Source organism: Streptomyces sp. NPDC005962, from assembly GCF_040629205.1.
Classification (GTDB): Bacteria; Actinomycetota; Actinomycetes; order Streptomycetales; family Streptomycetaceae; genus Streptomyces.
In genome coordinates, this window is sequence record NZ_JBEXVE010000001.1 from 688,282 (window position 1) to 714,136 (window position 25,855).

A 25,855-nucleotide genomic window follows, 5' to 3' on the forward strand; every position below is an offset into this window, starting at 1 on the left:
GGCGTGGGTCACTGGGCGCCGAGGGGAGACGCACTGCCTGCGGAGATGTGGGTCAGTTGCTCACGGAAGTCGTGGGCGAGGGACTCGCGGGGGTAGCGCCGCTCCAGTTCGCCGGTGAGTTCTCCGGCGACCATCAGCAGGGACGGAAGCGACTTCCGTGGTGTCTCCAGCGCGCGGCCACCGATCGAGACGGCCTCTTCCAGCTCACCGGAGCGGGCGGCGGTGACGCCGAGCGTGAGGCGGGCCTCCGCGACGCGCATGGGGGAGATCTCGGTGCCGTCCGGGGCGGTGCCCAGCCGGACGACCTCCTGCGCGTGAGTGGCCGCGCGCTCGTCGTCGCCGAGCAGCCGGTACGCGTCCATCTCGTAGAAGTCCCACTTGTCGGGGTCGATGACGAAGTGGTGCTCGCGGTGTTCCGGCCGGGGCAGCCGCTCCAGGCGGGCCCGGCCCGCGTCGAGCGTGGCGCGCACCTGGCGTGCGTCGCCCATCCGGGCGTACGCCTTGGCGCTCTGTGCGTAGAGCTGTACGCCGATGCTGTGCGTCGAGTCGGAACGGTGGCCCGCGCTCACGCAGTCGATCACGTCCGTGTACCGCCCCTGGGTCAGGGCGAACCATGCGCCGAGTTCCCATGACCACGCCCTGATCTCGCCGTGTCCGGCCTCCTCCCCGATGCGCAGCGCCGCCGCGCGGCTCAGCTCCGCGGCCTGACGCTGTCCCATGTCGTATTCGAGGCAGCCGCCGAGGAGGAATAACCAGCCCGTGGCGACGAGGAGTTCGCGGTGCTGGGCCAGCGTGGTGCGGCCTTGCAGCAGGTCGGTGACGTGGCGGATGCCCGCCCTTGTCTCGTGGTGGAGTTGCTCGGCGGGCGTGAACGGATAGGCGCGGCACAACTGGTCGATCGCCCCCGCGATCATTTCCAGGTCGGCCGGTCCCACATCGGTGGCGTGCGTGCGGCGTGCCAATTCTGCGACCTCCCACAACGCGGGCTCTGGGATCAGCATGCCCGAGGCGTCGGGCTGCCTCAACGCGGCAGCAGCCGCGCTCGGTGCGCGGGAGGTCTCCCATGGGCGAGCAGCGAGCCCGATCATCGCGCCGGGGATGCGCAAGGCGTCCGCGATTTCCTCGATTTTGGCCAGGGAGGTGATCCGCGCATCGCCGCGGGCGAGAGTCCCCACGCGTTCGGACTTGATACCGCACGCTTCGCCGATCTGGTTGTAGCTGATGCCGCCCCACTTACGGGCAAGTCGAAATACCGTGCCGAAGTCCCGTTCGGCGAGTGCGCTCCGTACGTCGTCACGTTCGAGTACGCGGGGCGGCAATGCGGTGGTTGGTGTCACGTGATGCTCCTCCCGCCCACGGTGGGTCTACCCATCATGGGCTAACGCCCGGGCGTATGAACGGTGACGCTTGCAGGTCAAGAGGAACCCCGCGACCGGCAAGAGGAGGCCACTGTGCGGAAGATGACCGCTCGGTCCATGGCATGGCTGTTACGACTGGTGCTGCCCACCAAGAAGGGTGGACGGATTGCAGACACGCAGAGCGGACCACAAGAGGAGCGTCGCCCCCGCGTCGTCCTGCTGTGTCCGCCGCACGGCGTGGTGGTGATCCGGTGAGCGTGCGGGCCCGGCTGCTGCCCTGGCCGGGGACGGAGGGGAAGCGGTGTTATCTCGTGGCGGACGAGGGCGGCGACGGTCCGGTGTCGCGGCTCGCCGATGAGATGGAGGGTGTGCAGCTCACGGCGGGGGCCGAACTCCTGGGGCATGTGGGCGTGATGCTTGATGACCAGCGGGTTGGCGTCAGGGAGCTGCGGTTCCTGGTCAAGTGCCTGTGTGAGGCGCTGCGGGATGCGCTACGGGTCGCCGAGAGCCGGGGCGGGCGGCTGGGGGTGGGCGAATGAGCGCCGCCGAGGCCGAGGTGCGCGTCGGGCCCGTACCGGGGCGCGGTCTGCGCCGTGGCCGGGACGGGCGCCTTGAACTGCCGCTTCGGGGTGTTCGTCCCGGGCGGGCCACTCTCGCCACGCTGGTGCTGACGACGCTGGAGGCGGAGCAGCTGCACGCGGCGCTTTGCTACGCGCTTGACGGTGAGCCGGTGCCCGGGGATGCGCCGGGGTGCCGGGCGGCGGTTCGCTATCCCGGTGGTCGGGAGCGGTATTGAAACGGGCCTCCTCGCCCACGAGTGTGCGGGCGAGGAGGCCGGGGGCCCAGGGGTCCACGAGGCCTTGGCCGGGCATGGCGTTGCGTACAGTCCGTCCATGCCTGACTTACAGCTGCTCCGTCCGGATCATGCCCCCGCGCTCCTCGTCTTCGAGCGGGAGAACCGCGCCTACTTCGCCGCGTCCATCTCCGACCGCGGCGAGGACTACTTCATCCGGTTCGACGAGCGGCACCGAGCCCTGCTTGCCGAGCAGGAGGCCGGTATCTGTTACTTCCACCTGCTGGTCGGCGCGGAGGGCGAGGTGCTGGGGCGGGTCAACCTCATGGATGTGGCGGACGGTTGCGCCGAACTCGGGTACCGGATCGCCGAGCGTGCCGCGGGCCGGGGGCTGGCCACCTGGGCCGTGCGGGCGATGTGCGATCTCGCCGCCGACAGGTACGGGCTGACCGCTCTGAGGGCCGCGACCACCCTCGACAACGCGGCATCACGGGCCGTGCTCGCCCGCACCGGGTTCACCGTCGTCGGCGGGACGGAGCTTGGCGGTCGCCCGGGCCTGTCGTATCGGCGGGAGATCGTGCGCCCATGAGCGGTCAAGCTGAGCTGGCGGCCCAGGCGCTGCGGCTGGTCACGAGCCGTTGCCCGGACGCCCTGGGCGCGATACTCGGCGGTTCGGCCGCCCAGGGCCGGGCGACTCCGGCCAGCGATCTGGACGTGGCGGTCCTGCTTCCGGACGCGGACACCAGCCGCCGTGAGGTCGTACGCCACGACGGCCGCCTGGCCGAGCTGTTCCTGCACACCCTCGGGGACCTTCCGGAGGTCTTCGAAGGGGACAGAGCGCGCCGCCGGGGCACGGTCCTCTTCATCTATGACCAGGGCCTCCCCCTGCTGGACCCCCACGGCCACCTGTCCCGTGCCCGTGCCCAGGCCCGGGCGGTCCTCGCGGCCGGTCCGCCGCCGCTCGCTCCGGCCGAGCGGGAACGGGGCCGCTACCTGCTCACGTGCTTCATGGACGATCTGCTCGACACCCGACCGTCCGACAGATACGAACAGCTCTCCCTCGCCGACGCCGTCCTGCGCGAGGCCGCGCACCTGCTCACCGACCACCACACCGCCTGGACGGGCATCGGCAAATGGCTGCCCCGCAGACTGCTCGGCGCCGACCCGGCCCGAGGCCGCGCCCTGCTGGACGGCCACCAGGCCGTGGCCGAACACCGCGACCCCGCCCCCTTGGCGGCTGCGGCCGACCAGGTCCTCGCCCTGCTCGGCGGGCCACTGCGCGAGGGATACGCGCAACGATGGGGCGAATGACCCGCAGTCTGGGCGGAACCGCTCTTGCGCGTTCTATGCCATAGCCCATAAGTTACCGACAGGTAGCCAGCTGGGAAGGCGGTGGGGCGGTGAGTCCGCGCAGGAGTGACAGTCGGGACCGGATGGTTCTCAGTGCTGCCGCCCTGTTGCGCGAGCATGGCGCGAGCGCGACCAGTATCGACCGGGTGCTCGCCCACAGCGGGGCCCCGCGCGGTTCGGTGTATCACTACTTTCCCGGCGGGCGGACGCAGCTCATCGACGAGGCGGTCGCGCTGGCGGGCGACTTCATCGCGGGGCTGATCGACGACGCCATGGAGGCCGACGATCCGGTGCGGGCCGTAGACGCGTTCTTCGCGTTGTGGCGCGAGTGGCTGGTGGAGAGCGGCTTCCGGGCGGGCTGTCCGATCGTGGCGGTCGCCGTGGAGACCAACGACGACGCGCCCCAGCTGGCCCGTTCCGCCGCCGCCGTCTTCGCCCGCTGGCGGGAAGCCCTCGCCGAACTGCTCGTCCGGCACGGCCTGACCGAGGAGCGCGGCCGACGGCTCGGCGCCTTCATCATCGCGGCGGTCGAAGGCGCGGTGATCATGTGCCGGGCCGAACGGAGCACCGCCCCGCTGGAGGCCGCCGCCGCCGAGATCCACGACCTGCTGCTCCACGCCCTGCCCCACCGGCCCGAGGCCGAACCCCGGCCCTGAAGGAGTCGTCATGCCCTCGCTCGACCGTCAGGAAAACGTCTTCGTCCTCGACCTGGGGGACGGCGAGAACCGCTTCCACCCCGACTGGATCACCGCCGTCGGCGCCGCGCTCGACGAGGTGGAGAAGGCGGAAGGCCCCCGCGCGCTGGTCACCGCCGCCACGGGCAAGTTCTACTCCAACGGGCTCGACCTGGACTGGCTGTTCGCCCACGCCGACCAGCATCAGGACTACGTCGTCTCCGTCCACGGGCTGTTCGCGCGGATGCTGTCGCTGCCGGTCGTGACGGTGGCCGCGCTGCAGGGGCACACGTTCGCCGCGGGCGCGATGTTCTCCCTGGCCCACGACTTCCGCGTCATGCGCGCCGACCGCGGCTTCTGGTGCCTGCCCGAAGCGGACATCAACATCCCCTTCAGCCCCGGCATGTCCGCCCTCATCCAGGCCCGGCTGACACCGCAGGCCGCGCACGAGGCCATGGTCACCGCCCGCCGCTACGGCGGGTCCGACGCCGCGGCCGTCGGCATCGTCGACCAGGCGGTCGCCGAGGACGCCGTGCGTTCCACCGCCATCGAGATCGCCCAGGCGCAGGTGAACAAGACCGGCGACACCCTCGGCACCATCAAGGCCCGCATGTACGCCCCGGTCCTGGCCACCCTGCGCGACACCACCAACCCGCTCGGCTGACCAGCCCCCCGCTCATGCCCGTACGCCGCACCACCTAGGAGAACGACCGTGACCACCACCGACCTCGCAGCCATGACCGGCCTGGAACTGATGCGCTGGGTGCAGACCGAACGCCCCACCGACATCCCCTCCATCGGCCGCCTGCTCGGCATGCGCTTCGACGAGGTCGAGCACGGCCGCATCGTCGTCTCCCTCGACACCCGCCCCGACTTCGCGAACCCCCTCGGCACCGTCCACGGCGGCATCGCCGCCACGCTCCTCGACTCCGCCATGGGCTGCGCCGTCCACTCCACCCTCCCGGCGGGCACCGGCTTCACGACCCTCGAACTCAAGGTCAACTACATCCGCGCCGCCCGCACCGACGGCCAGACCCTCACCGCCGAAGGCACCGTCATCCACGCGGGCCGCAGCACCGCGACCGCCGAGGGCAAGGTGCTGGACGACCAGGGCAAGCTGATCGCCCACGCGACCACCACCTGCATGATCCTTTAGGGCGCCGCCCCGGCCGGGTCAGACGCCCATGGGGTGCCAGACCGTTTTGGTCTCCAGGAAGGCGAGGAGACGGGTGGTGCCGGGGTCGGTGGGCCAGTCCACGGGGTGTGGGCGGACCACGCGTTTGAGGTTGTCGGCGGCGGCCGTCTCCAGGGCGGTCGCCAGCTCCCCGGTCGCGCCTGCCAGGTCGATCGCGTTGACGTCCTGGTGGGCTGCGAGCGGGGTGGCGAGTTCGGCGGTGCGGCCGGAGAGGACGTTGACCACGCCGCCCGGGACGTCCGAGGTGGCCAGGACCTCGGCGAGGGAGAGGGCGGGGAGCGGGGCGCGCTCGGCGGCTACGACGACGGCCGTGTTGCCGGTGACGATCGCCGGGGCGAGGACCGAGATCAGGCCCAGGAAGGACGAGTCCTGGGGGGCCAGGAGGGCTACGACGCCCGTTGGCTCGGGGGTGGAGAGGTTGAAGTACGGGCCTGCGACGGGGTTGGCCGAGCCCGCGATCTGGGCGATCTTGTCGGACCAGCCCGCGTACCAGACCCAGCGGTCGATCGCCGCGTCCACGGCGGCGGTGGCCTTGGGTTTGGTCAGGGACTCGGCGGCCGAGACCTCCTGGACGAACTGGTCGCGGCGGCCCTCCAGCATTTCCGCGACGCGGTACAGGATCTGGCCGCGGTTGTAGGCCGTGGCGCCGGACCAGCCGCCGAACGCCTTGCGCGCGGCGACCACCGCGTCGCGGGCGTCCTTGCGGGAGGCCAGGGGGGCGTTGGCCAGCCAGCGGCCCTTTGCGTCGGTCACCTCGTACACCCGTCCGCTTTCGGAACGTGGGAACTTGCCGCCTACGAAGAGCTTGTAGGTCTTCAGGACCGAGAGTCGTTCAGACATTGAGGTATGCCTCCAGGCCGTGGCGGCCGCCCTCGCGGCCGTAGCCCGACTCCTTGTAGCCGCCGAACGGCGAGGCGGGGTCGAACTTGTTGAACGTGTTGGACCAGATCACCCCGGCGCGCAGCTTGCTCGCCATCGCCAGGATGCGCGAGCCCTTCTCCGTCCAGATGCCCGCCGACAGGCCGTACGGGGTGTTGTTCGCCTTGGCGACGGCCTCGTCGGGGGTGCGGAAGGTGAGGACGGAGAGGACGGGGCCGAAGATCTCCTCGCGGGCGATCCGGTGCGCCTGGGTGACGCCGGTGAAGAGGGTGGGCGCGAACCAGTAGCCGGAGCTGGGCAGTTCGCACGCCGGGGCCCAGCGCTCGGCGCCCTCGGCCTCGCCCGCGTCGGCGAGCGTGCGGATACGGGCCAGCTGCTCGGCGGAGTTGATCGCGCCGATGTCGGTGTTCTTGTCCAGCGGGTCGCCCACGCGCAGGGTGCGCATCCGGCGCTTGAGCGCGTCGAGCAGCTCGTCCTGAACGGACTCCTGGACCAGCAGGCGCGAGCCCGCGCAGCAGACATGGCCCTGGTTGAAGAAGATGCCGCCAACGATGCCCTCGACCGCCTGGTCGATCGGCGCGTCGTCGAAGACGATGTTGGCGGCCTTGCCGCCCAGCTCCAGAGTGACCTTCTTCTCCGTACCGGCCACCGTGCGGGCGATCGCCTTGCCGACCTCGGTCGAGCCCGTGAAGGCCACCTTGTCGATCCCGGGGTGGGCGACCAGCTCGGCGCCGGTCGAGCCGTCACCGGTGACGATGTTGACCACGCCCTTGGGCAGGCCCGCCTGGCGGCAGATGTCCGCGAAGAAGAGGGCGCTCAGGGGGGTCGTCTCGGCGGGCTTCAGCACGACCGTGTTGCCGGTCGCCAGCGCCGGGGCGATCTTCCACGCCAGCATCAGGAGGGGGAAGTTCCAGGGGATGATCTGGCCCGCCACGCCCAGCGGCTTCGGATCGGCGCCGTAGCCCGCGTACGCGAGCTTGTCGGCCCAGCCCGCGTAGTAGAAGAAGTGCGCCGCGACCAGCGGCAGGTCGGCGTCCCGCGACTCGCGGATCGGCTTGCCGTTGTCCAGCGACTCCAGCACCGCCAGCTCGCGCGAACGCTCCTGGACGATCCGCGCGATACGGAACAGGTACTTGGCGCGCTCGGAGCCGGGGAGGGCCGACCAGCCCTCGAACGCCTTACGGGCCGCCTTCACCGCGCGGTCGACGTCCTCGGCGTTGGCCTGCGCGACCTCGGACAGCACCTCCTCGGAGGACGGGGAGATCGTCTTGAAGACCTTGCCGTCGCCCGCCTCACGGAACTCGCCGTCGATGAACAGCCCGTACGACGGGGCGATGTCGACGACCGCGCGGGACTCGGGAGCGGGGGCGTACTCGAAAACGGGCATGGCGTATCAGTCCACCGTCACGTAGTCGGGACCGGAGTACCGGCCGGTGCTCAGCTTCTGGCGCTGCATCAGCAGATCGTTCAGCAGACTCGACGCGCCGAAGCGGAACCAGTCCGCGGACAGCCACTCCTCGCCCAGCGTCTCGTTGACCATCACCAGGTACTTGACCGCGTCCTTCGTGGTACGGATGCCGCCCGCGGGCTTCACCCCCACCTGGACGCCGGTGGCCGCGCGGAAGTCCCGTACTGCCTCCAGGAGGACGAGGGTGACCGGCGGCGTGGCGTTGACGGACACCTTGCCGGTCGACGTCTTGATGAAGTCCGCGCCCGCGAGCATCGCCAGCCAGGACGCGCGGCGCACGTTGTCGTACGTCTGCAGCTCGCCCGTCTCGAAGATCACCTTCAGATGCGCGGCGCTGCCGTCGGGGCGGGCGCAGGCCTCCTTCACCTGGCGGATCTCCTCGAACACGTCGAGGTAGCGGCCGGAGAGGAACGCCCCGCGGTCGATCACCATGTCGATCTCGTCCGCCCCGGCGGCCACCGCCTCCCGGGTGTCGGCCAGCTTCACGGAACGGGCGGCGCGGCCGGAGGGGAAGGCGGTCGCTACGGCCGCCACGTGGATGCCGCTGCCGTGGAGGGCCTCCTTGGCGGTCGCCGCCATGTCGCCGTAGACGCAGATCGCCGCGACCGGGGGGACGGAGCGGTCGGTGGGGTCGGGGTTGATCCCCTTCGCGCACAGGGCCCGGACCTTGCCCGGGGTGTCCGCGCCCTCCAGGGTCGTCAGGTCGATCATCGAGATCGCCAGGTCGATGGCGTACGCCTTCGCCGTGGTCTTGATCGAGCGGGTGCCGAGGGTCGCGGCGCGGGCCTGCAGGCCGACCGCGTCGACGCCCGGCAGGCCGTGCAGGAAGCGGCGCAGCGCGCTGTCGGTGGCGGTCACGTCCGCCATCGACGCCAGTCGCTCCGCGGCCTCTTTGCCGTATGCGGGAACTGTGGTGGGCATGGTCACCAGGTGAGCATATCTACGCGCGTAGCGATATGTCATCCCCCGGCCTTGATCGGTACTGGGCCCTGATCGACCCCGGACCGGTCCCGCTCCGGCTCTGGCTCCCGGCCGGGCCCGGTCCGGCCCGGGCCTGCCTCCGGGGTTGTTCCGGCTGCGATCCGTGTTCGTTCCGGCTCCGATCCGTACTCGTTCCGTGTTGATCCCGAGGCCCAACGCGTCGGACCGTGCGGCACAATCGGCCCCATGACGAGCCCGGACGACCCTGCCAGCCCCCCGCAGCCCGACGAGGAGCCCGCCTACGGCGACCGCGTCTACCGCTCCCCGGGCGGCATCGCGGGCGGCGTGCTGCTGCTCGCCATCGGCGGCTGGCTCGGCATCGACGCCATCCTGCGCGGCGAGGGCCGGACGCCGTGGCTGGCCCTCGCCGGGCTGCTGTTCGCCGTCCCGGTGGTGATCGCCTTCACCGTGCGCCCGGCGGTGTACGCGGGCGCGGACCGGCTGCTCGTACGCAACCCCTTCCGCACCATCACCCTCCCCTGGGGCTCCGTCGACACCCTGCGCGCGAGCTACACCAGCGAGGTGCTGGCGGGCGGGGCGACGTACCAGCTGTGGGCCGTCCCGGTTTCGCTGCGGCAGCGCAAGCGCGCCGCCCGGCAGCAGAGCCGCGACGCGGCGTCGGGTACGGCCGGTGTTATGTCCGGCCGCATGTCCGGCCGCATGTCCGGCCAGGGCGCGGCCGCGGACCGGCGCGCCCAGGCCGACCAGACGATCGGCGATCTGCGCGAACTGGCCGAGTCGCACGCGGACCGCGAGGGCGCACAGGGCGAGCCGGAGGTGCGCTGGGCGTTCGAGGTCATCGCGCCGACCCTGGCCGGGGCCGTGCTGCTGGTCATCATGCTGCTGATCTGAGTGCGGGCCGGGACACCGGCGGCTGGAGGGCCGAGGGTCAGATCCCGGCCGCCGCCGCGAGGTCCTTCTTCAGGGCCGACAGGACCGTTTCCGCCGTGGTGCGGGCCGAGGGCAGGTCCCCGGTGCCCGGTACGTCCACGACCACCTCCAGGTAGCACTTCAGCTTCGGCTCGGTGCCGCTCGGGCGGACGATGACCCGCGCCGAGCGGACGGTGTCCTTCCCGGCGAGCCCGGCGAGTCCGGCGAGCTGATAGCGGAGGCCGTCCGTCGGGGGCAGGGTCTCCGTGCCCCGGGACAGATCCTCGGCCGAGGTGATCTTCAGGCCAGCCAGTTCGGCCGGAGGCCGCTCGCGCAGGCGTTGCATCGCCGCCCCGATCAGGGACAGGTCCTCGACGCGTACGGACAACTGGTCGGTGGCGTGCAGACCGTGCGCGACGGCGATGTCGTCCAGCAGGTCGGCGAGGGTGCGCCCCTGCCCCTTCAGCTCCGACGCCAGCTCCGCGACCAGCAGCGCGGCCGTGATCCCGTCCTTGTCGCGGACGCCCTCCGGGTCCACGCAGTAGCCGAGCGCCTCCTCGTACGCGTATCGCAGACCGTCCACCCGGGCCAGCCACTTGAAGCCGGTCAGCGTCTCGGCGTACGGCGCGTCCGCGTCGGCCGCGATGCGGGACAGGAGCGACGAGGAGACGATCGTCGTCGCGAAGGCGCCGCGGGCGCGCTGGTGGACGAGGTGGGTGGCGAGCAGCGCGCCTACCTCGTCACCGCGGAGCATCCGCCAGCCGGTGCCGGTGCCGGTGCCGGTGCCCGTCCCGGGGGCCGGGACCGCCACCGCGCAGCGGTCCGCATCCGGGTCGTTCGCGATGATGATGTCGGGCGCCACCTCGCGCGCCGTCGCGAACGCCAGGTCCATCGCCCCCGGCTCCTCCGGGTTCGGGAACGCCACCGTCGGGAACGCCGGGTCGGGCTCCGCCTGTGCCGGAACCACCGTCGGCGCGGGGAAGCCCGCGCGCGCGAACGCGGCGGTCAGCGTCTCGCGGCCCACGCCGTGCAGGGGCGTATAGACGACACGGGCGTCGCGCGGCGAGCCGGGGGTAAGCACGGCGTCCGTGCGGGCCAGATACGCGTCGAGGACGTCGTCGTCCAGCGTCTCCCAGCCGGTGTCCGGGCGGCGTACGTCGTTCAGGCTGCCGATCGCCGCGATCTCGGCCGCGATCTCCGCGTCGGCGGGCGGGACGATCTGCGTGCCGTCGCCCAGGTAGACCTTGTACCCGTTGTCGCGCGGCGGATTGTGGCTCGCCGTGACCTCGATCCCCGCGACGGCCCCCAGGTGGCGGATGGCGAACGCGAGCACCGGCGTCGGCAGCGGGCGCGGCAGAAGCGCCGCGCGGAAACCGGCGCCGGTCATGACGGCGGCCGTGTCGCGGGCGAACTCCGCGCTCTTGTAGCGGGCGTCGTAGCCGATGACGACGAGGCCGGTGCGGTGGTGCGGCTGCTTCGCGAGGTACCCGGCCAGACCGGCGGCGGCGCGGATGACGACGGCGCGGTTCATCCGCATGGGGCCCGCGCCCAGTTCGCCGCGGAGGCCCGCGGTGCCGAACTGAAGCGTGCCGGAGAAGCGCTCGGCGAGCGCGCGCCGCGCCCCCTCGGGGTCGCCCTCGTTGTCCGCCCCGGCCGCGTCGAGCAGTGCGCGCAGCTCGTCCCGGGTCTCGGGGTCGGGGTCCTCGGCCAGCCAGGTGCTGGCCTGGTCGATGAGGTCGAGCGCCATGGGGAGGCCTCCTGGGTGGGGGTGCGCCGATGTGTTGTTGTGCGGCGTGCTTGTTGTGCGGCTGCGGGTGCGTGGTGGGTGTGCCTGGGGTTCGGTGGGTGGTGCGGGTGCGGGGCCTCCGGGGCAGGGCCCTGGACTCGTATATTTTTGGCGCCGGTGCCCGGAGACGTGGGGTGGGCCGGAAGTGTGCGCCACAAATACACGTCATCGTCCAGCACCCCACCCCTGCGACCCCGCCCCCTCCCGCATCGTCGGCGACTCCCCGCCGGTGGTTCCGGCTCCGGTCCGGTTCCGGGTCGCCCTGTGGCGGGCGGCTGGGCGGGGGCGGGTCCGACTCGGCCCCTTCCGTCGGGTGGCGGCTTCCCGCCGGTGGTTCCGGGCCCGGTCCGGTTCCGGGTCGCCCTGTGGCGGGCGGCCGGGCGGGGGTGGGTCCGACTCGGCCCCTTCCGTCGGGTGGCGGCTTCCCGCCGGTGGTTCCGGGCCCGGTCCGGTTCCGGGTCGCCCTGTGGCGGGTGGCTGGGCGGGGGTGGGTCGGGCCCCGCCCCTTCCGTCGGGTGGCGGCTTCCCGCCGGTGGCTCCGGCCTCGGTCCGGCTCCGGGGCGCTCCGTGGCGGGCGGTCGGGCGGGGGTGGGTCCGACCCCGCCCCCTCCCGCCGTATGGCGCCCCCGGCACACCTCAGAGGCGGTCCAGGACCTGGGCCAGGAGGGTGCCCATGCGGGTGGCGGAGTCGCGCCCGGCCTGGAGGACCTCTTCGTGGTTGAGGGGTTCGCCGGTCATGCCCGCGGCCAGGTTCGTGACCAGGGAGATGCCCAGCACCTCGGCGCCCGCCTCGCGTGCCGCGATCGCTTCGAGGGTGGTGGACATGCCGACCAGGTCGGCCCCGATGGTGCGGGCCATGGTGATCTCGGCCGGGGTTTCGTAGTGCGGGCCGGGGAACTGGGCGTAGACGCCCTCTTCCAGGGTGGGGTCGATCTGCTGGCAGAGGGCGCGCAGCCGGGGGGAGTAGAGGTCGGTGAGGTCGACGAAGTTGGCGCCCACGATGGGGGAGGCGGCGGTGAGGTTGATGTGGTCCCTGATGAGGACCGCTTGGCCGGGGCGCATGCCGTCGCGGAGGCCGCCGCAGCCGTTGGTGAGGACGATGGTCTTGCAGCCGGCGGCGACGGCGGTGCGTACGCCGTGGGCGACGGCGGCGACACCGCGGCCCTCGTAGTAGTGGGTGCGGCCGAGGAAGACGAGGGCCCGCTTGTCGGCGAGCTTGTACGAGCGGATCGTGCCCGCGTGGCCCGCGACGGCGGGCGCCGGGAAGCCGGGCAGCTCGGTGACGGGGAACTCGTGGTCCGGACTGCCGAGCGCGTCGGTGGCGGGGACCCAGCCGGAGCCCAGGACCAGGGCGACGTCGTGGGTCTCCGCGCCGGTCAGCTCACGCAGGCGCGTGGCGGCGGCGTCGGCGGCGGCGTGGGGGGTGGCGGGGTCGCCCTGGCGGTCCCTAGAAACAGATGCGTTCACGCGCACGAGGGTAGCCTCTCCCGGCCTACGCGCGTAGACGTACTTTCGCGACGGTGTTCGGATCGTTGTGAACCCGGCGCGCTACACGGGGGTGGCGAGGCGGTCGTACGGCTGGGAGAACCGTTCCAGCGGGTCGCCGTCGGCGTTCCAGGGCCAGGAGGTCGCCACGCCCGTGGTGGCCCGCAGGGCCGTCGTGGCCTCGCCCATGCGGCTGGACTTGACCAGGGCGTAGGCCAGGACGTTGAGGTCCGCGAGGGCCGCGGCGTGGTGGAGGAAGCCGGGGCGGGGCCAGTCCTGGGCGGCCCGGCCGAGGACCGAGGAGACCTCGTCGCGCCGCCAAGTCTCCCCGGAGCTGATCGCCTCCATGCCGCCGGTGGCCATGGCGCGCTGGTGGCCGCGGACGATCGCGGTCAGCTCCAGGGCGGCGGCGGGGGCGTCGGCGGGCATGCGGCCCCGGACCGAGTCCAGCAGGTCGAGGAGTTGCACGGCGGAGCCGCACTCGTCGGGGGAGAGATAGCCGAGGACCTGAAGGTACGCCTCGCGGTTCCACGGGTCGCGGGCCATGATCTCCTGCCAGATCGCCGACAGCTCGCGGTGCGGCCGCCGCTCGTGGCGCAGCGTGGCCAGATGCACGACGTACGGGGTGGGGTCGGCGGGGACCAGCTCGGCGGCGAGGCGGCAGGCCTCGCGGGCGTCGCTCAGGTCGGTCTGGGCCTGGACCAGGTCCGACCAGGCGTGCAGGAGCAGGGCTCCCTGGTCGCGGGGGTGGTGACGCCGCCAGATACCGGGCAGCGCCCGCCCCGCGGCGGCGGCGAGCACGGCGAGGCGGTGGGCCTTGCGGTCCCAGTCCTCACCGGCGTCCTCGACGACCCGGGAGACCTGGGCGATCACCGTGGTGTCGAGTTCGCCGCGTATCCAGCTCGTTTCGAGGCGCTGCCGGACCCGGCCGAGGGCGATGTCGTCGAGTTCGGGGGCCAGACGAGGACGGCTGCCCTTGCGGCGCCTGAAGACGGGCATATCGGTCGGCTTTCGGTGACGGTGGTCGAGATCAACCCGCATCTTCACCCGTGCCCTACAGGGGAGAACAGGGGGGCGGCCACATCGGCACGATGACTTCACCAGCCGCGCGCAAGCGGAATGTCAGCAGGGGCGCTTCCGCAGCTCCATGACGTAGTCGTGGGGCGCCCCGGCGGATTCGGCGGCGTCGGCGACCTCGCCGAGGTAGCGGGCGGAGGGCAGACCGCCCTCGTAGCCGTTGAGGACGTACAGCCAGGCGGGCTCCTCGCCGTCCAGGGTGTGGACGCGGATGCGCATGCGGCGGTATATGTCCATGCCCACGCCCTCCCAGCGGTCCATGGAGTCCTCGTCCATGGGGGCGATGTCGTAGAGGGCCACGAAGACCTGGGAACGCGGAGCTTCGACGATGGTGGGGAGGGCGCCCTCCCAGCCCATCTGCTCGCCGCCGAAGGTGAGGCGCCAGCCGGTGATCCAGCCTGTGCCGCGCAGAGGTGAGTGCGGTGCGCGGCGGGACATCAGCCGCGCGTCGAGGTTGCCGGCGTACGCGGCGTAGAGCGACATGGATCAGAGGGTACGGGAGAGGGGTGGAAGCGCTCTTGGGGTGGACGATTCGGAGCGGAATGCGCACTCGAACCCCCGGGCGGAAGCCTAGCGGGTGGGTACGGGACAATGGAGCATGTGACTCGGATCGTGATCATTGGTGGCGGACCCGGCGGGTACGAGGCGGCGCTGGTCGCCGCGCAGCTCGGTGCGGAGGTGACCGTCGTCGACTGCGACGGTCTGGGCGGGGCGTCGGTGCTGACCGACTGCGTGCCGTCGAAGACGTTGATCGCCACGGCTGAGGTGATGACGACGTTCGACTCTTCGTACGAGGAGTTGGGCATCATCGTCGCCGATGACACCCCGCCGCTGGAGCAGGCGGCCCGGGTGGTGGGCGTGGACCTGGGCAAGGTCAACCGGCGGGTGAAGCGGTTGGCGCTCGCGCAGTCGCACGACATCACGGCGTCGGTGACGCGCGCCGGCGCGCGGGTCGTGCGGGGGCGCGGGCGGCTGGAGCCCGCGCAGGGGCCGGACGGATCGCGGAAGGTGATCGTCCGGACGGCGGACGGCTCCGAGGAGACCCTGGTCGCGGACGCGGTGCTGGTGTCGACCGGCGCCCACCCCCGGGAGATCCCGGACGCGCGGCCGGACGGCGAGCGCATCCTGAACTGGACGCAGGTGTACGACCTCGACGAGCTGCCCGAGGAACTGATCGTGGTCGGGTCCGGTGTCACCGGCGCCGAGTTCGCGGGCGCCTACCAGGCGCTGGGGTCCAAGGTCACGCTGGTCTCCAGCCGGGACCGGGTGCTGCCCGGCGAGGACTCGGACGCGGCGGCGGTGCTGGAGGACGTCTTCCGGCGGCGCGGGATGAACGTGATGTCCCGGTCCCGGGCAGCCGCCGTGAAGCGCGTGGGCGACCGGGTGGAGGTCACGCTCGCGGACGGGCGGGTCATCACCGGCAGCCACTGTCTGGTGGCCGTGGGCTCGATCCCGAACACCGAGGACATGGGCCTGGAGGAGGCCGGGGTCCGGACGAAGGAGTCCGGGCACATCCTGACCGACAAGGTGTCGCGCACCAGCGCGCCGGGCGTGTACGCGGCCGGTGACTGCACCGGGGTGTTCGCGCTGGCGTCGGTGGCGGCGATGCAGGGCCGGATCGCGATGTACCACTTCCTGGGCGACGCGGTCACGCCGCTGAACCTGAAGACGGTGTCGGCGAACGTCTTCACCGACCCCGAGATCGCCACCGTCGGCTACTCGCAGGCCGATGTGGACGGCGGGAAGATCGACGCCCGGGTGGTGAAGCTGCCGCTGCTGCGCAACCCGCGGGCGAAGATGCAGGGCATCCGGGACGGCTTCGTGAAGATCTTCTGCCGTCCGGGCACCGGCATCGTGGTCGGTGGTGTGGTGGTCGCGCCGCGCGCGAGCGAGCTGATCCACCCGATCGCCCTCGCGGTCGACAACAACCTGACGGTGGAGCAGATCGCCAAGGCGTTCACCGTCTACCCGTCGCTGTCCGGCTCGATCGCCGAGGTGGCGCGGCAGTTGCACACGCGCAAGTCGTCCGAGGGCTAGCCGGAACGGGCCTTCGGGCCCTCCGGAGCGTGAGGCGCGCCCCTTATAGCAGTTTGCGCCCGCGCAGATGAACAACTTCTGCTAATTAGTGCAAGCTGCTGAAAACAGACAGTCGTTGGCGTTACTGTCAGTTTCGTGTTCGCTGCAGAACGTCGCCAATTGATCCTTGAAATGGTGCGTGCGAACGGAGCGGTGTCGCTCCGTGAGCTCGCCCGCGTCGTCCAGACCTCCGAAGTGACCGTACGGCGTGATGTGCGTGCGTTGGAGGCAGAAGGACTGCTCGACCGCCGGCACGGCGGTGCGGTGCTGCCGGGCGGATTCACCAGGGAGTCCGGCTTCCCGCAGAAATCCCATCTAGCGACCGCGGAGAAGACGGCGATCGCCGATCTCGCGGCCGGTTTCGTCGAAGAGGGCGAGGCCGTCGTGGTCGGCGCCGGGACCACCACGCAGGAGCTGGCCCGCCGGCTCGCGCGGGTCCCCGGGCTGACCGTGGTCACCAATTCCCTGCTCGTCGCACAGGCGTTGGCGCATGCCAACCGGGTCGAGGTCGTGATGACCGGCGGCACCCTGCGCGGCTCCAACTACGCACTCGTCGGCAGTGGCGCCGAGCAGTCCCTCCAGGGGCTGCGGGTCTCGCGCGCCTTCCTGTCCGGCAGCGGGCTGACCGCCGAGCGCGGGCTGTCCACGTCCAACATGCTGTCGGCCAGCGTCGACCGGGCGCTGGTCCAGGCCGCGGCGGAGGTGGTGGTGCTCGCCGACCACACCAAGCTGGGCGCCGACACCATGTTCCAGACGGTGCCCACCGATGTGATCACGCGGCTGGTGACCGACGAGCCACCCGCCGGGGACGACCGTGCGCTGACCGAGTTGCAGGCCATGGCCGATCAGGGCGTGCAGATCGCGGTGGCGGGGCCGGGCGCGGGGTCCGGCCCGGCCGGTGCCGAGGGCGGCCCGTCGGGCGCCGGGCGCCAGGCGGGGCGGCTGGGCTCATCGCCCCCGCGGACCGGTGAGGACGGGCTGCCGGTGCCCGGGCCGCGCCGCAATCCGCACGGCCAGGGGCCCGGCGCCGCCCAGCTCCGCAGCGCGGCCTCGCTGCCCGAGCAGCAGACGGGCGGTGGCCGGGTGGCGGATCTGGCGCCACGGCGGCGCTGAGGCCCGCGTCCGCGGGGGCGGCCGGGTGATCGCGTGTACGGGAGCGTCCGGTTGACCGCGTCTGCGGGGGCGGCCGGTTCAGTGCGCCTTGAGGCCGGTGAAGGTCAGGGCGAGCAGCCGGTCCGCCAGCTCCGGGTCGTCCGGGGACTGTTCGACGGCCAGCGCGATGGCGTTGGTCAGCTGCATCAGGTCGGCGATCACCACGTCCGGCCGCACGGCTCCGGCCTGCTGGGCGCGGGCGAGCAGTTCGCTGCCCGCCTCGCGCAGCGGCAGCCGACAGCCGCGGGACAGCGCCGAACTCTCGTCGCCCGAGCACGCCATCAGGGCCTGCGCGAGTCCGCGGTAGGTGCTCGCGTGGTGGACGATCGCCCGCAGCCAGTCGACCAGCGCGGTGCACGGCTGGGGTGCCTTCGCCAGTTCGCGGGAGCGCGTCAGCAGGGCGTTCATCTCGCCCTGGAAGACGGCGCCCATGAGCGCGGTGCGGTGGGGGAAGTGCCGGTAGAGCGTGCCGATGCCGACGCCCGCGCGGCGCGCGATGTCCTCCAGCGAGGCATCGGTGCCGTGCTCGGTGAAGGCGGTGCGCGCCTCGGCGAGCAGCCGCTCGTAGTTGCGGCGCGCGTCGGCCCGCATGGGGCGGGGGAGCGGTGGCGTGTGCGCCGGGGCTGTCTCGGTCGCCATCGCGGTCCTCCCTGCTGTGCCGTGCCCTGCCTGCCTGTAGGTCAAGCATGCCATTACGTCACAACGAGGTGGCGGAGACCGTCATCTCCGGTGCGAGAGGAGCGGGGAAACCCATGAGGGGGATGAGGGTATGCGGGGGATGAGGGGGAATCGGTCGGGGATCAACGTCCTCGCCGGGCAACGCCCATGGGACTGACCAGTCGATCGCTGGAGTGGGTGCTGATCGCCACCGCCGTGGTGTGCGTCGCGCTCACGGCCTGGCTGTGGCCGCGCTTCGCCGGGCGGGGGGTGCGGGCGTGGCTGGGCAGGCTCGGCTCGCTGGCAGTGACCCAGTGCGCGATGGTCGCCGCGCTGGCGCTCGTGGTCAACGCGCAGTTCCAGTTCTACGGGTCCTGGGACGAGCTGCTGGGCCGGGGCGACGACGCCCCCGCCGCGCTCTCGGACCTGCCCGGCGGCGGGGCGGCGGGCCCGGCCGTGCGATCCGGGGCGCTGGTGGAGCCCGCGCCGCCGCAGGGGCTGGACCGGGTGCACGGGCTGCCCGGCGGGCCCCGGGAGCGGACGGGGGCGGTGGAGTCGGTGCGGATTCTGGGCCGCCGCAGCCAGGTGGCCACGCCCGCGTACGTCTATCTGCCGCCGCAGTACTTCCAGCGCCAGTACGCCCGTCAGCGCTTCCCCGTGATCGTCGCGGTCAGCGGCTACCCCGGCGGGTCGTTTCTGCTGGCCCAGCATCTGCGGGTGCCGCAGACCGCGGGGGAGCTGATCCGCCGGGGGACGGTGCAGCCGACCGTGATCGTGATGGTCCGGCCGACGATCGCCCCGCCGCGCGACACCCAGTGCGTGGACGTCCCCGGAGGTCCGCGGGCCGAGACGTACTTCGCCGAGGATCTGCCCGAGGCGCTGACCCACCACTACCGGGTCGGCCGCGACCCCAGCGCCTGGGGCGTCATGGGGTACTCCTCGGGCGGCACCTGCGCGCTGCAGATGGCGCTGCGCCATCCGCGGGTCTACTCCGCGGCGGCCGCCCTCTCGCCCGACTACCGGGTGGTCAACGACCCCACCACCGGGGACCTGTTCGGCGGCGGTCCGGCGGGCGACCGCCGCCGGAGGGAGCACGATCTGATGTGGCGGCTGCGGAACCTGCCGCAGCCCGAGGTGTCGGTGCTGGTGGCCTCCAGCCGCCAGGGCGAGTCGGATTACGGCGCGACCCGGTCGTTCCTGGCCGCCGTCCGGCCGCCGCTGCGCGCCCAGTCGATCATTCTGGACCGGGGCAGCCATAACTTCCGCACCTGGCGGCGCGAACTGCCCACCGCGCTGCGCTGGATGAGCGGACAGCTGACCTTCCCGCAGGACGTGGAGCACCGATGAGCCCGCCGGTAGAAGCGCGCGGGCCCCGGCCGTCGGGAGGACGGCCGGGGCCCGTTCGCGCGGTACGGCGGGGTGTCAGTCCTTGATCTCGCAGATGACCGAGCCCGAGGTGAGCGAGGCGCCGACCTCGGCGCTCAGGCCCTTGACGGTCCCGGCGCGGTGGGCGTTGAGGGGCTGTTCCATCTTCATGGCTTCGAGGACGACGATGAGGTCGCCTTCGGCCACGGTGTCGCCCTCGGAGACGGCGACCTTGACGATGGTGCCCTGCATCGGGGAGGCGAGGGCGTCGCCGGAGGCGGCTGGGCCGCCCTTCTTGACCGCCTTGCGCTTGGGCTTCTTCGACCCGGCGGCCGGTGCGCTGGCCATGCTGAGGGAGGCGGGCAGGGAGACTTCCAGCCGTTTGCCGCCGACCTCGACGACCACGGTCTCGCGCCCGATGATCTCGTCCTCGTCGGCGGCGGCCGGGGCGGCGGCGAAGGAGGCGATGGTGTTGGTGAACTCGGTCTCGATCCAGCGGGTGTGGACCGTGAACGGGTCGCTGGTGAAGGCGGGGTCGGTGACCACGGCCCGGTGGAACGGGATCGCGGTGGCCATGCCCTCGACCTGGAACTCCGCCAGCGCGCGAGCGGCCCGCTGGAGGGCCTGCTCCCGGGTGGCGCCGGTGACGATCAGCTTGGCCAGGAGCGAGTCCCACGCCGGGCCGATGACGCTGCCGGACTCCACGCCCGCGTCCAGGCGGACACCGGGTCCGGTGGGCGGGTCGAAGAGGGTGACGGTGCCGGGGGCGGGGAGGAAGTTGCGGCCCGGGTCCTCGCCGTTGATGCGGAACTCGAACGAATGGCCGCGCACCTGCGGGTCGTCGTAGCCCAGTTCCTCGCCGTCGGCGATGCGGAACATCTCGCGGACGAGGTCGATGCCCGCGACCTCTTCGGTGACCGGGTGTTCGACCTGGAGGCGGGTGTTGACCTCCAGGAAGGAGATCGTGCCGTCCGTCCCGACGAGGAACTCGACGGTGCCCGCGCCGACGTATCCGGCTTCCTTGAGGATGGCCTTGGAGGCGCGGTAGAGCTCGGCGTTCTGCTCCAGGCTCAGGAAGGGCGCCGGGGCTTCCTCGACCAGCTTCTGGTGGCGTCGCTGGAGGGAGCAGTCGCGGGTGGAGACGACGACCACGTTGCCGTGGGTGTCGGCCAGGCACTGGGTCTCCACATGGCGGGGCTTGTCGAGGTAGCGCTCGACGAAGCACTCGCCACGGCCGAAGGCGGCGACGGCCTCGCGGACGGCCGAGTCGTAGAGCTCGGGTACTTCCTCCATGGTGCGGGCGACCTTCAGGCCGCGGCCGCCGCCGCCGAAGGCGGCCTTGATCGCGATCGGGAGGCCGTGCTGCTCGGCGAAGGTCACGACCTCGTCGGCGCCGGAGACGGGGTCGGGGGTGCCCGCGACCAGGGGGGCTCCGGCGCGCTGGGCGATGTGGCGGGCGGCGACCTTGTCGCCCAGGTCGCGGATGGCCTGCGGGGGCGGGCCGATCCAGGTCAGTCCGGCGTCCAGGACGGCCTGGGCGAACTCGGCGTTCTCCGAGAGGAAGCCGTAGCCGGGGTGGACGGCGTCGGCGCCGGACTCGGCGGCCGCGGCCAGCACCTTGGCCTGGTCCAGATAGCTGGCCGCCGGGGTGTCACCGCCCAGCGCATAGGCCTCGTCCGCCGCGCGCACATGAACGGCGTCCCGGTCCGGATCGGCGTAGACGGCCACGCTCGCGATCCCGGCATCCCGGCAGGCACGGGCAACACGGACAGCGATCTCGCCACGGTTGGCGATGAGCACCTTGCGCACGATGACTCCCTCCTTGAAACAAGCCGAGTTTAGGTACAGGTGACACCACACGCCGAGAAGCCCCCAGGCGTGAGCTTGACCACACGGAGCGTTAATCCTGCCCAGGGCAGACAGCCGAATCCCCCGTCGCTCCACGGTACGCCCGGTTTTCAGCCCCGCGGTGAGATCCGTGGTGTGGGCAGCATCTCTGCCTCGCGGTGCTGGGGAGCTACGCGTTTCTTTGTGGAATCCCTACGAACGAGGGGCGGAAACTTTGCCGCAGGGTCCTGCTCGGACAAGCGCCTCGCACACCTCTTGTGGGGCGGCTTACCCGTTAGTAGCGTTCGTGATGTCGAACCGGAAGAGGCGGCCGGAAGAGGTGGGCGGGGTGGCACGCAGACCAGTGGCCGCGGTGGCGGCCGTGACGCTGATGCTGGAAGCGTTCGGCATAGCGCTGCTGAACTGGATACTCGGCCTGGTCGTGGACCGTCAGCAGATGTCCCTCGCGGGCCTGGACACCGACGCGATGTCCGTGGGGACTTGGGTCGCGGGCGGCGTCTTCGGCTGCTATCTGCTGCTGTGCGGCGCGGCGCTGCTCCGCATGGCGCTGCGCGACCGCCCGCCCGGCCGCCTCGGCCGCGTCCTCCTCCTCACCTGCGCCGTGACGCACGGCGTGGTGGGCGCCATCTCGGTCGGCCCGGCGGGGTGGCTCGTGTTCGCGTTCATGATGGTGGTGCTGGGGCTGGTGGTGCTCAGCCTGCTGGCCTACGAGCCGGAGGGCGACGCCCGGGGCGGTGCCGCCGAGGCCGAGGGCGGCCAGGACGCCCCCAGCCCCGTCTGAAACCGTCTGAAGGCCCTTCAAGGCCTCAAGGCCTCAGGCCCAGAGGTCGGTGATGCCCACGCCGAGCTCGGCCAGCAGTGTGCGCAGCATCGGCAGCGACAGCCCGATCACATTGCCCGCGTCGCCCTCGATGCCCTCGATGAACGGCGCCGAGCGCCCGTCGAGCGTGAACGCGCCCGCCACATGCAGCGGTTCGCCGCTGGCCACGTACGCGGCGACCTCGGCGTCGGTCGGCTCGCCGAAGTGGACCGTGGTGGCGGCGGTGGCCGAGGTGCGGTGGCCGCTCACGGTGTCGATCACGCAGTGCCCGGTGCGCAGGACGCCCGCCCGGCCGCGCATCGACTTCCAGCGGGCGGTGGCCTCCTCGGCGTCCGCGGGCTTGCCGAGCGCCTGCCCGTCCAGCTCCAGCACCGAGTCGCAGCCGATGACGATCGCCCCGTCGGCCTCCGCCAGACCGGCCACGGCCGTTGCCTTGGCCTCCGCCAGCACCCGCGCCAGCGCGGCGGGCGTCTCGGCGGTCAGCGCGTCCTCGTCCACTCCGCTGACGATCACCTCCGGCGCGAAACCGGACTGCCGCAGCAGTCCGAGGCGGGCGGGGGAGGCGGAGGCGAGGATCAGGGTGCGCTGGGCAGTCATGCGCCCAGAGTAGGCGCTGCCGCGGCACCGGTCAGGGGGCGGGCTCAGGGGCTCAGGGGTGCAGTGTGAGCAGGCAGGTGGCGATCATGATGGCTATCGCCAGGACGGCACGGGCGCGGCGGAGCATCGCCTGAGCGCGCCGTAGATCTTCTGGCGGCTCGTCGGGCGGCTCGGACCACAGCATGCGACCGATAGTGCGTCCGGACGGTCGCGTGGCGCCTGAGTACGCGTACTCAGGCGCCACGCGGTGGAGGAACTATTTCCGGGTAGTGCCGGTTTGTCGGACCCGGCCGGATCGGTAGGTACGCCGGGTCAGTACGTACGCCGGATCAGCGGGTATGCCGGATCAGCGGGTACGCCGTGGGGGTACGCCGGATCAGGCGGGCCAGTACGTCGTGCGCCACGCCTTGGGGCCGGGCTGCGGGACGCGGCGGCTCGGGATGGTGCGGGCCGGATCGGACCACTCCTCCGGTACGCCCTCGCCCTGCGCGGCGGCCGCCGAGGCCGCCGCGCGTGCTTGTACGACCGCGAGTGCGGCTGCCAACTCCTCTGGGGTGGGATTGCCCCGGACGATTCGGATCATGGAAACAGCCCTTCCTGAACCTGGAGTCCTGAACCTAGAGCGGGATGTTGCCGTGCTTCTTCGGGGGCAGTTGCTCGCGCTTGTTCCGCAGAGTGCGCAGCCCCCGAACGATGTGGCGGCGGGTCTCGGACGGCATGATGACCGCGTCGACGTAGCCGCGCTCGGCCGCCGTGTACGGGTTGAGCAGGGTGTCCTCGTAGTCCGCGATCAGTTCGGAGCGGGTCGCCTCGGGGTCGTCGGCGGCCGCGATCGTACGGCGGTGCAGGATGTTGACCGCGCCCTGGGCGCCCATGACGGCGATCTGCGCGGTGGGCCAGGCCAGGTTGAGATCGGCGCCCAGGTGCTTGGAGCCCATCACGTCGTACGCGCCGCCGAAGGCCTTGCGGGTGATGACGGTGATGAGCGGGACCGTGGCCTCCGCGTACGCGAAGATCAGCTTGGCGCCGCGCCGGATGATGCCGTTGTACTCCTGGTCGGTGCCGGGCAGGAAGCCGGGCACGTCCACGAAGGTCAGCACGGGCACGTTGAACGCGTCGCAGGTGCGGACGAAGCGCGCGGCCTTCTCGGAGGCGCCGATGTCCAGACAGCCCGCGAACTGCATCGGCTGGTTGGCGACGATGCCCACCGGGTGGCCCTCGACCCGGCCGAAACCGGTGATGATGTTGGGCGCGAAGAGCGCCTGGGTCTCCAGGAACTCGCTGTCGTCCAGGACGTGCTCGATGGCCCGGTGCATGTCGTACGGCTGGTTCGCCGAGTCCGGAATGAGGACGTCCAGCTCCCGGTCCTCGTCCGAGGTCTCCAGGTCGGCCTCGTCGTCGGGGAAGGCGGGCGGCTCGGAGAGGTTGTTGGACGGCAGGTACGACAGCAGCGTCTTGACGTACTCGATGGCGTCCTTCTCGTCGCCGCCCATGTAGTGCGCGACACCGGAGGTGGTGTTGTGAGTGCGGGCGCCGCCCAGCTCCTCGAAGCCGACGTCCTCACCGGTGACCGTCTTGATCACATCCGGTCCGGTGATGAACATGTGTGACGTCTGGTCGACCATGACCGTGAAGTCGGTGATCGCGGGCGAGTAGACCGCACCACCCGCGCACGGCCCGACGATCAGGCTGATCTGCGGGACCACTCCGGAGGCGTGAACGTTTCGGCGGAAGATCTCGGCGAACAGGCCGAGCGCCACCACGCCCTCCTGAATCCGGGCGCCGCCGCCGTCGTTGATCCCGACGATCGGGCAGCCGGTCTTCAGCGCGAAGTCCATCACCTTCACGATCTTCTCTCCGTAGACCTCGCCCAGCGAGCCGCCGAAGATCGTGAAGTCCTGCGAGTAGACGCACACCGGGCGCCCGTCGACCGTGCCGTAACCGGTCACGACGCCGTCCCCGTAGGGCCGGTTCTTCTCGATGCCGAAATTGGTGGAGCGATGCCGGGCGAACTCGTCGAGCTCGGTGAACGACCCCTCGTCGAGGAGCAGGTCGATGCGCTCGCGCGCGGTCAGCTTGCCCTTGGCGTGCTGCTTCTCGACCGCCCGCGCGGAGCCCGCGTGTGTCGCTTCGTCGATGCGGCGCTGCAGATCCGCGAGCTTCCCCGCGGTGGTGTGACGATCTGGAATCTCGGGGGCAATCTCCGGCTCGGACATCGGGATGCGGCTCCTGCTCGTCCTGGGGGTGGATTCTGGGACCGTGACGCTGAGGCGTTCCGGGGGCTTGGTGGGGTTTATGTCGGCTGGGCTACCGGTCCGTAGCGTATCGGCGCCTCCGCCGGGTGGCACTGCGTCGTTGGCCACACCTCCTGGTCCTAGGCTGGCCCGTATGACGCCATCTGACACCCCCGGGGGCCCAGGAGATCCGCGCGGACGCTGGACGGACCTGGAACGGCCGCCGCTGAACGCGACCGCCCTGCGCCGTGCCCTGGTGCGTCCCGGCGGGCTGTGGACCGAGCTGGAGGTGGTCCAGGCGACCGGCTCGACCAACACCGATCTGGTGGCCCGGGCCGGGGCCGGTGCCCCGGAGGGCGTGGTCCTCGTCGCCGAGGAGCAGAACGCCGGGCGCGGCCGGCTCGACCGCACCTGGACGGCCCCGGCCCGGTCCGGGCTGTTCTTCTCCATTCTGCTGCGGCCCGGCGCGGCCGGCGTCCCCACGTCCCGCTGGGGCTGGCTGCCGCTGCTCGCCGGGGTGGCGAGCGCGGCGGCGCTGAGCCGCGCTGGGGGCGTGGACACCGCGCTGAAGTGGCCGAACGACCTGCTGGTGACGGTCGGCGGCGAGGAGCGGAAGTTCGGCGGCATCCTCGCCGAACGGGCCGATGACGCCGTGGTGATCGGTGTCGGCCTGAACGTTTCCTTGCGCACCGATGAACTTCCGGTGCCGACGGCCGGTTCGCTGGCCCTCGCGAACGCGATCTCCACCGACCGGGACCCGCTGCTGCGGGCCGTCCTGCGGTCCGTCGAGCACTGGTACGGGGAGTGGCGCAGGTTCGAGGGCGACCCCGCGGCCTGCGGGCTCCAGGAGGCGTACGCGGCGGGCTGTGCGACCTTGGGACGACGGGTCCGCGCGGAACTTCCGGGTGGCGGGGCGACCGTCGGCGAGGCGGTCGCGGTCGACGGCGACGGACGGCTGGTGCTGGCCTCGGACTCCGGGGTGCAGGAACCGGTCTCGGCCGGGGACATCGTGCACCTGCGTCCCGCGTCGCCGGAGGAGTGAGGCCGGGTGGTCCACGGAGGGGCCATAGAGGGGAGAGTGAGCTAGGGCACACCTGACGTATCGTGGTGGCGGTCCGTCCAGTTCGGGGCGGCCGCGGGCCGAACCGGAAGAAGGAACGTAAGGGCAGTGCGCAGGGATCGGACAGGGG

The 25,855-nt window shown here is 71.9% G+C and carries 27 protein-coding genes; 13 read left to right on the forward strand and 14 right to left on the reverse strand.

The window, feature by feature from the left end; all coding sequences use genetic code 11:
- Nucleotides 1-8: 8 nt before the first annotated feature.
- On the reverse strand, nucleotides 9-1,337 hold the full coding sequence (locus tag ABZ370_RS03285; RefSeq protein ID WP_358615605.1) for a helix-turn-helix transcriptional regulator: 1,329 nt from the start codon (nucleotides 1,335-1,337) through the stop codon (nucleotides 9-11).
- A gap of 272 nt (nucleotides 1,338-1,609) precedes the next feature.
- On the opposite strand from ABZ370_RS03285, the gene ABZ370_RS03290 reads away from it, so the two are divergent.
- The 7 genes from ABZ370_RS03290 to ABZ370_RS03320 all read left to right on the forward strand — a co-directional run bounded on the left by ABZ370_RS03290 (nucleotide 1,610) and on the right by ABZ370_RS03320 (nucleotide 5,331).
- Nucleotides 1,610-1,897, forward strand: a complete 288-nt coding sequence (locus ABZ370_RS03290; RefSeq protein ID WP_358615608.1) for a hypothetical protein — start codon at nucleotides 1,610-1,612, stop codon at nucleotides 1,895-1,897.
- Nucleotides 1,894-2,154, forward strand: coding sequence for a hypothetical protein (locus tag ABZ370_RS03295; protein ID WP_358615611.1), 261 nt, complete (start codon nucleotides 1,894-1,896; stop codon nucleotides 2,152-2,154). Before ABZ370_RS03290 ends, ABZ370_RS03295 begins: the two co-directional genes overlap by 4 nt.
- A gap of 97 nt (nucleotides 2,155-2,251) precedes the next feature.
- A complete protein-coding gene (locus ABZ370_RS03300; RefSeq protein ID WP_358615613.1) occupies nucleotides 2,252-2,740 on the forward strand; it encodes a GNAT family N-acetyltransferase in 489 nt (162 codons plus the stop codon).
- On the forward strand, nucleotides 2,737-3,462 hold the full coding sequence (locus ABZ370_RS03305; protein WP_358615616.1) for a nucleotidyltransferase domain-containing protein: 726 nt from the start codon (nucleotides 2,737-2,739) through the stop codon (nucleotides 3,460-3,462). Before ABZ370_RS03300 ends, ABZ370_RS03305 begins: the two co-directional genes overlap by 4 nt.
- A 122-nt stretch (nucleotides 3,463-3,584) precedes the next feature.
- Entirely contained in the window at nucleotides 3,585-4,157 is a 573-nt protein-coding gene (locus ABZ370_RS03310) for a TetR/AcrR family transcriptional regulator (RefSeq protein WP_358615619.1), read from the forward strand.
- A 10-nt stretch (nucleotides 4,158-4,167) separates the two neighbouring features.
- Nucleotides 4,168-4,839, forward strand: coding sequence for an enoyl-CoA hydratase-related protein (locus ABZ370_RS03315; protein ID WP_358615621.1), 672 nt, complete (start codon nucleotides 4,168-4,170; stop codon nucleotides 4,837-4,839).
- Nucleotides 4,840-4,887: 48 nt separating this feature from the next.
- A complete protein-coding gene (locus ABZ370_RS03320; RefSeq protein ID WP_358615624.1) occupies nucleotides 4,888-5,331 on the forward strand; it encodes a PaaI family thioesterase in 444 nt (147 codons plus the stop codon).
- An 18-nt stretch (nucleotides 5,332-5,349) separates the two neighbouring features.
- Here ABZ370_RS03320 and ABZ370_RS03325 read toward each other — a convergent pair whose 3' ends face one another.
- Genes ABZ370_RS03325 through deoC form a run of 3 tightly spaced genes read right to left on the reverse strand, consistent with a single transcriptional unit; the run spans nucleotide 5,350 to nucleotide 8,638 of the window.
- On the reverse strand, nucleotides 5,350-6,210 hold the full coding sequence (locus tag ABZ370_RS03325; RefSeq protein WP_358615627.1) for an aldehyde dehydrogenase family protein: 861 nt from the start codon (nucleotides 6,208-6,210) through the stop codon (nucleotides 5,350-5,352).
- Nucleotides 6,203-7,636, reverse strand: a complete 1,434-nt coding sequence (locus tag ABZ370_RS03330; RefSeq protein WP_358615630.1) for an aldehyde dehydrogenase family protein — start codon at nucleotides 7,634-7,636, stop codon at nucleotides 6,203-6,205. The genes ABZ370_RS03325 and ABZ370_RS03330 overlap by 8 nt, the downstream gene beginning before the upstream one ends.
- Before the next feature lie 6 nt (nucleotides 7,637-7,642).
- The gene (gene deoC, locus ABZ370_RS03335; protein WP_358615633.1) at nucleotides 7,643-8,638 is read right to left on the reverse strand and encodes a deoxyribose-phosphate aldolase; all 996 of its coding nucleotides are present in this window, start codon (nucleotides 8,636-8,638) and stop codon (nucleotides 7,643-7,645) included.
- A gap of 246 nt (nucleotides 8,639-8,884) precedes the next feature.
- Between deoC and ABZ370_RS03340 the strand changes: the two genes are divergently transcribed.
- Nucleotides 8,885-9,550, forward strand: a complete 666-nt coding sequence (locus tag ABZ370_RS03340; RefSeq protein ID WP_358615636.1) for a PH domain-containing protein — start codon at nucleotides 8,885-8,887, stop codon at nucleotides 9,548-9,550.
- A gap of 37 nt (nucleotides 9,551-9,587) precedes the next feature.
- Here ABZ370_RS03340 and ABZ370_RS03345 read toward each other — a convergent pair whose 3' ends face one another.
- The 4 genes from ABZ370_RS03345 to ABZ370_RS03360 all read right to left on the reverse strand — a co-directional run bounded on the left by ABZ370_RS03345 (nucleotide 9,588) and on the right by ABZ370_RS03360 (nucleotide 14,399).
- Nucleotides 9,588-11,315: a phospho-sugar mutase gene (locus ABZ370_RS03345; RefSeq protein WP_358615639.1), complete on the reverse strand. Its 1,728-nt coding sequence runs from the start codon at nucleotides 11,313-11,315 to the stop codon at nucleotides 9,588-9,590.
- 675 nt (nucleotides 11,316-11,990) lie between these two features.
- Nucleotides 11,991-12,821 (reverse strand): purine-nucleoside phosphorylase, encoded by an 831-nt coding sequence (locus tag ABZ370_RS03350; protein WP_358615642.1) that lies wholly within the window; start codon nucleotides 12,819-12,821, stop codon nucleotides 11,991-11,993.
- 81 nt (nucleotides 12,822-12,902) lie between these two features.
- Nucleotides 12,903-13,838, reverse strand: coding sequence for a hypothetical protein (locus ABZ370_RS03355; protein WP_358615645.1), 936 nt, complete (start codon nucleotides 13,836-13,838; stop codon nucleotides 12,903-12,905).
- A gap of 123 nt (nucleotides 13,839-13,961) precedes the next feature.
- A complete protein-coding gene (locus tag ABZ370_RS03360) occupies nucleotides 13,962-14,399 on the reverse strand; it encodes a gamma-glutamylcyclotransferase (RefSeq protein ID WP_358615648.1) in 438 nt (145 codons plus the stop codon).
- 108 nt (nucleotides 14,400-14,507) lie between these two features.
- Here ABZ370_RS03360 and ABZ370_RS03365 point away from each other — a divergent pair, with 108 nt between their 5' ends.
- The gene (locus ABZ370_RS03365; RefSeq protein ID WP_358615651.1) at nucleotides 14,508-15,953 is read left to right on the forward strand and encodes an NAD(P)H-quinone dehydrogenase; all 1,446 of its coding nucleotides are present in this window, start codon (nucleotides 14,508-14,510) and stop codon (nucleotides 15,951-15,953) included.
- A gap of 135 nt (nucleotides 15,954-16,088) precedes the next feature.
- The gene (locus ABZ370_RS03370; RefSeq protein WP_358615653.1) at nucleotides 16,089-17,105 is read left to right on the forward strand and encodes a DeoR/GlpR family DNA-binding transcription regulator; all 1,017 of its coding nucleotides are present in this window, start codon (nucleotides 16,089-16,091) and stop codon (nucleotides 17,103-17,105) included.
- A 78-nt stretch (nucleotides 17,106-17,183) separates the two neighbouring features.
- Here the strand turns inward: ABZ370_RS03370 and ABZ370_RS03375 are convergent, their stop codons facing one another.
- Nucleotides 17,184-17,783, reverse strand: a complete 600-nt coding sequence (locus ABZ370_RS03375) for a helix-turn-helix domain-containing protein (RefSeq protein ID WP_358615655.1) — start codon at nucleotides 17,781-17,783, stop codon at nucleotides 17,184-17,186.
- Nucleotides 17,784-17,969: 186 nt separating this feature from the next.
- On the opposite strand from ABZ370_RS03375, the gene ABZ370_RS03380 reads away from it, so the two are divergent.
- Nucleotides 17,970-19,148, forward strand: coding sequence for an alpha/beta hydrolase-fold protein (locus tag ABZ370_RS03380; RefSeq protein ID WP_358615658.1), 1,179 nt, complete (start codon nucleotides 17,970-17,972; stop codon nucleotides 19,146-19,148).
- A gap of 75 nt (nucleotides 19,149-19,223) precedes the next feature.
- Here ABZ370_RS03380 and ABZ370_RS03385 read toward each other — a convergent pair whose 3' ends face one another.
- Nucleotides 19,224-20,975, reverse strand: a complete 1,752-nt coding sequence (locus ABZ370_RS03385; protein ID WP_358615660.1) for a biotin carboxylase N-terminal domain-containing protein — start codon at nucleotides 20,973-20,975, stop codon at nucleotides 19,224-19,226.
- 358 nt (nucleotides 20,976-21,333) lie between these two features.
- On the opposite strand from ABZ370_RS03385, the gene ABZ370_RS03390 reads away from it, so the two are divergent.
- The gene (locus tag ABZ370_RS03390) at nucleotides 21,334-21,795 is read left to right on the forward strand and encodes a hypothetical protein (RefSeq protein ID WP_358616074.1); all 462 of its coding nucleotides are present in this window, start codon (nucleotides 21,334-21,336) and stop codon (nucleotides 21,793-21,795) included.
- Between the two features lie 33 nt (nucleotides 21,796-21,828).
- On the opposite strand, the gene ABZ370_RS03395 is transcribed toward ABZ370_RS03390, so the two are convergent.
- From ABZ370_RS03395 to ABZ370_RS03410, 4 genes are all read right to left on the reverse strand, one after another.
- Nucleotides 21,829-22,431 (reverse strand): nucleoside triphosphate pyrophosphatase, encoded by a 603-nt coding sequence (locus ABZ370_RS03395; protein ID WP_358615663.1) that lies wholly within the window; start codon nucleotides 22,429-22,431, stop codon nucleotides 21,829-21,831.
- Nucleotides 22,432-22,483: 52 nt separating this feature from the next.
- Nucleotides 22,484-22,615 (reverse strand): hypothetical protein, encoded by a 132-nt coding sequence (locus ABZ370_RS03400; protein ID WP_257231925.1) that lies wholly within the window; start codon nucleotides 22,613-22,615, stop codon nucleotides 22,484-22,486.
- A gap of 192 nt (nucleotides 22,616-22,807) precedes the next feature.
- Nucleotides 22,808-23,014 carry an acyl-CoA carboxylase epsilon subunit gene (locus ABZ370_RS03405; protein ID WP_358615666.1) on the reverse strand — a complete coding sequence of 69 codons (207 nt, stop codon included), beginning with the start codon at nucleotides 23,012-23,014 and terminating at the stop codon, nucleotides 22,808-22,810.
- Nucleotides 23,015-23,048: 34 nt separating this feature from the next.
- Nucleotides 23,049-24,647, reverse strand: a complete 1,599-nt coding sequence (locus tag ABZ370_RS03410) for an acyl-CoA carboxylase subunit beta (protein WP_358615668.1) — start codon at nucleotides 24,645-24,647, stop codon at nucleotides 23,049-23,051.
- A 172-nt stretch (nucleotides 24,648-24,819) separates the two neighbouring features.
- On the opposite strand from ABZ370_RS03410, the gene ABZ370_RS03415 reads away from it, so the two are divergent.
- Complete coding sequence (locus tag ABZ370_RS03415) at nucleotides 24,820-25,707, forward strand: biotin--[acetyl-CoA-carboxylase] ligase (RefSeq protein ID WP_358615671.1); 888 nt, start codon at nucleotides 24,820-24,822, stop codon at nucleotides 25,705-25,707.
- Nucleotides 25,708-25,855: the final 148 nt, after the last annotated feature.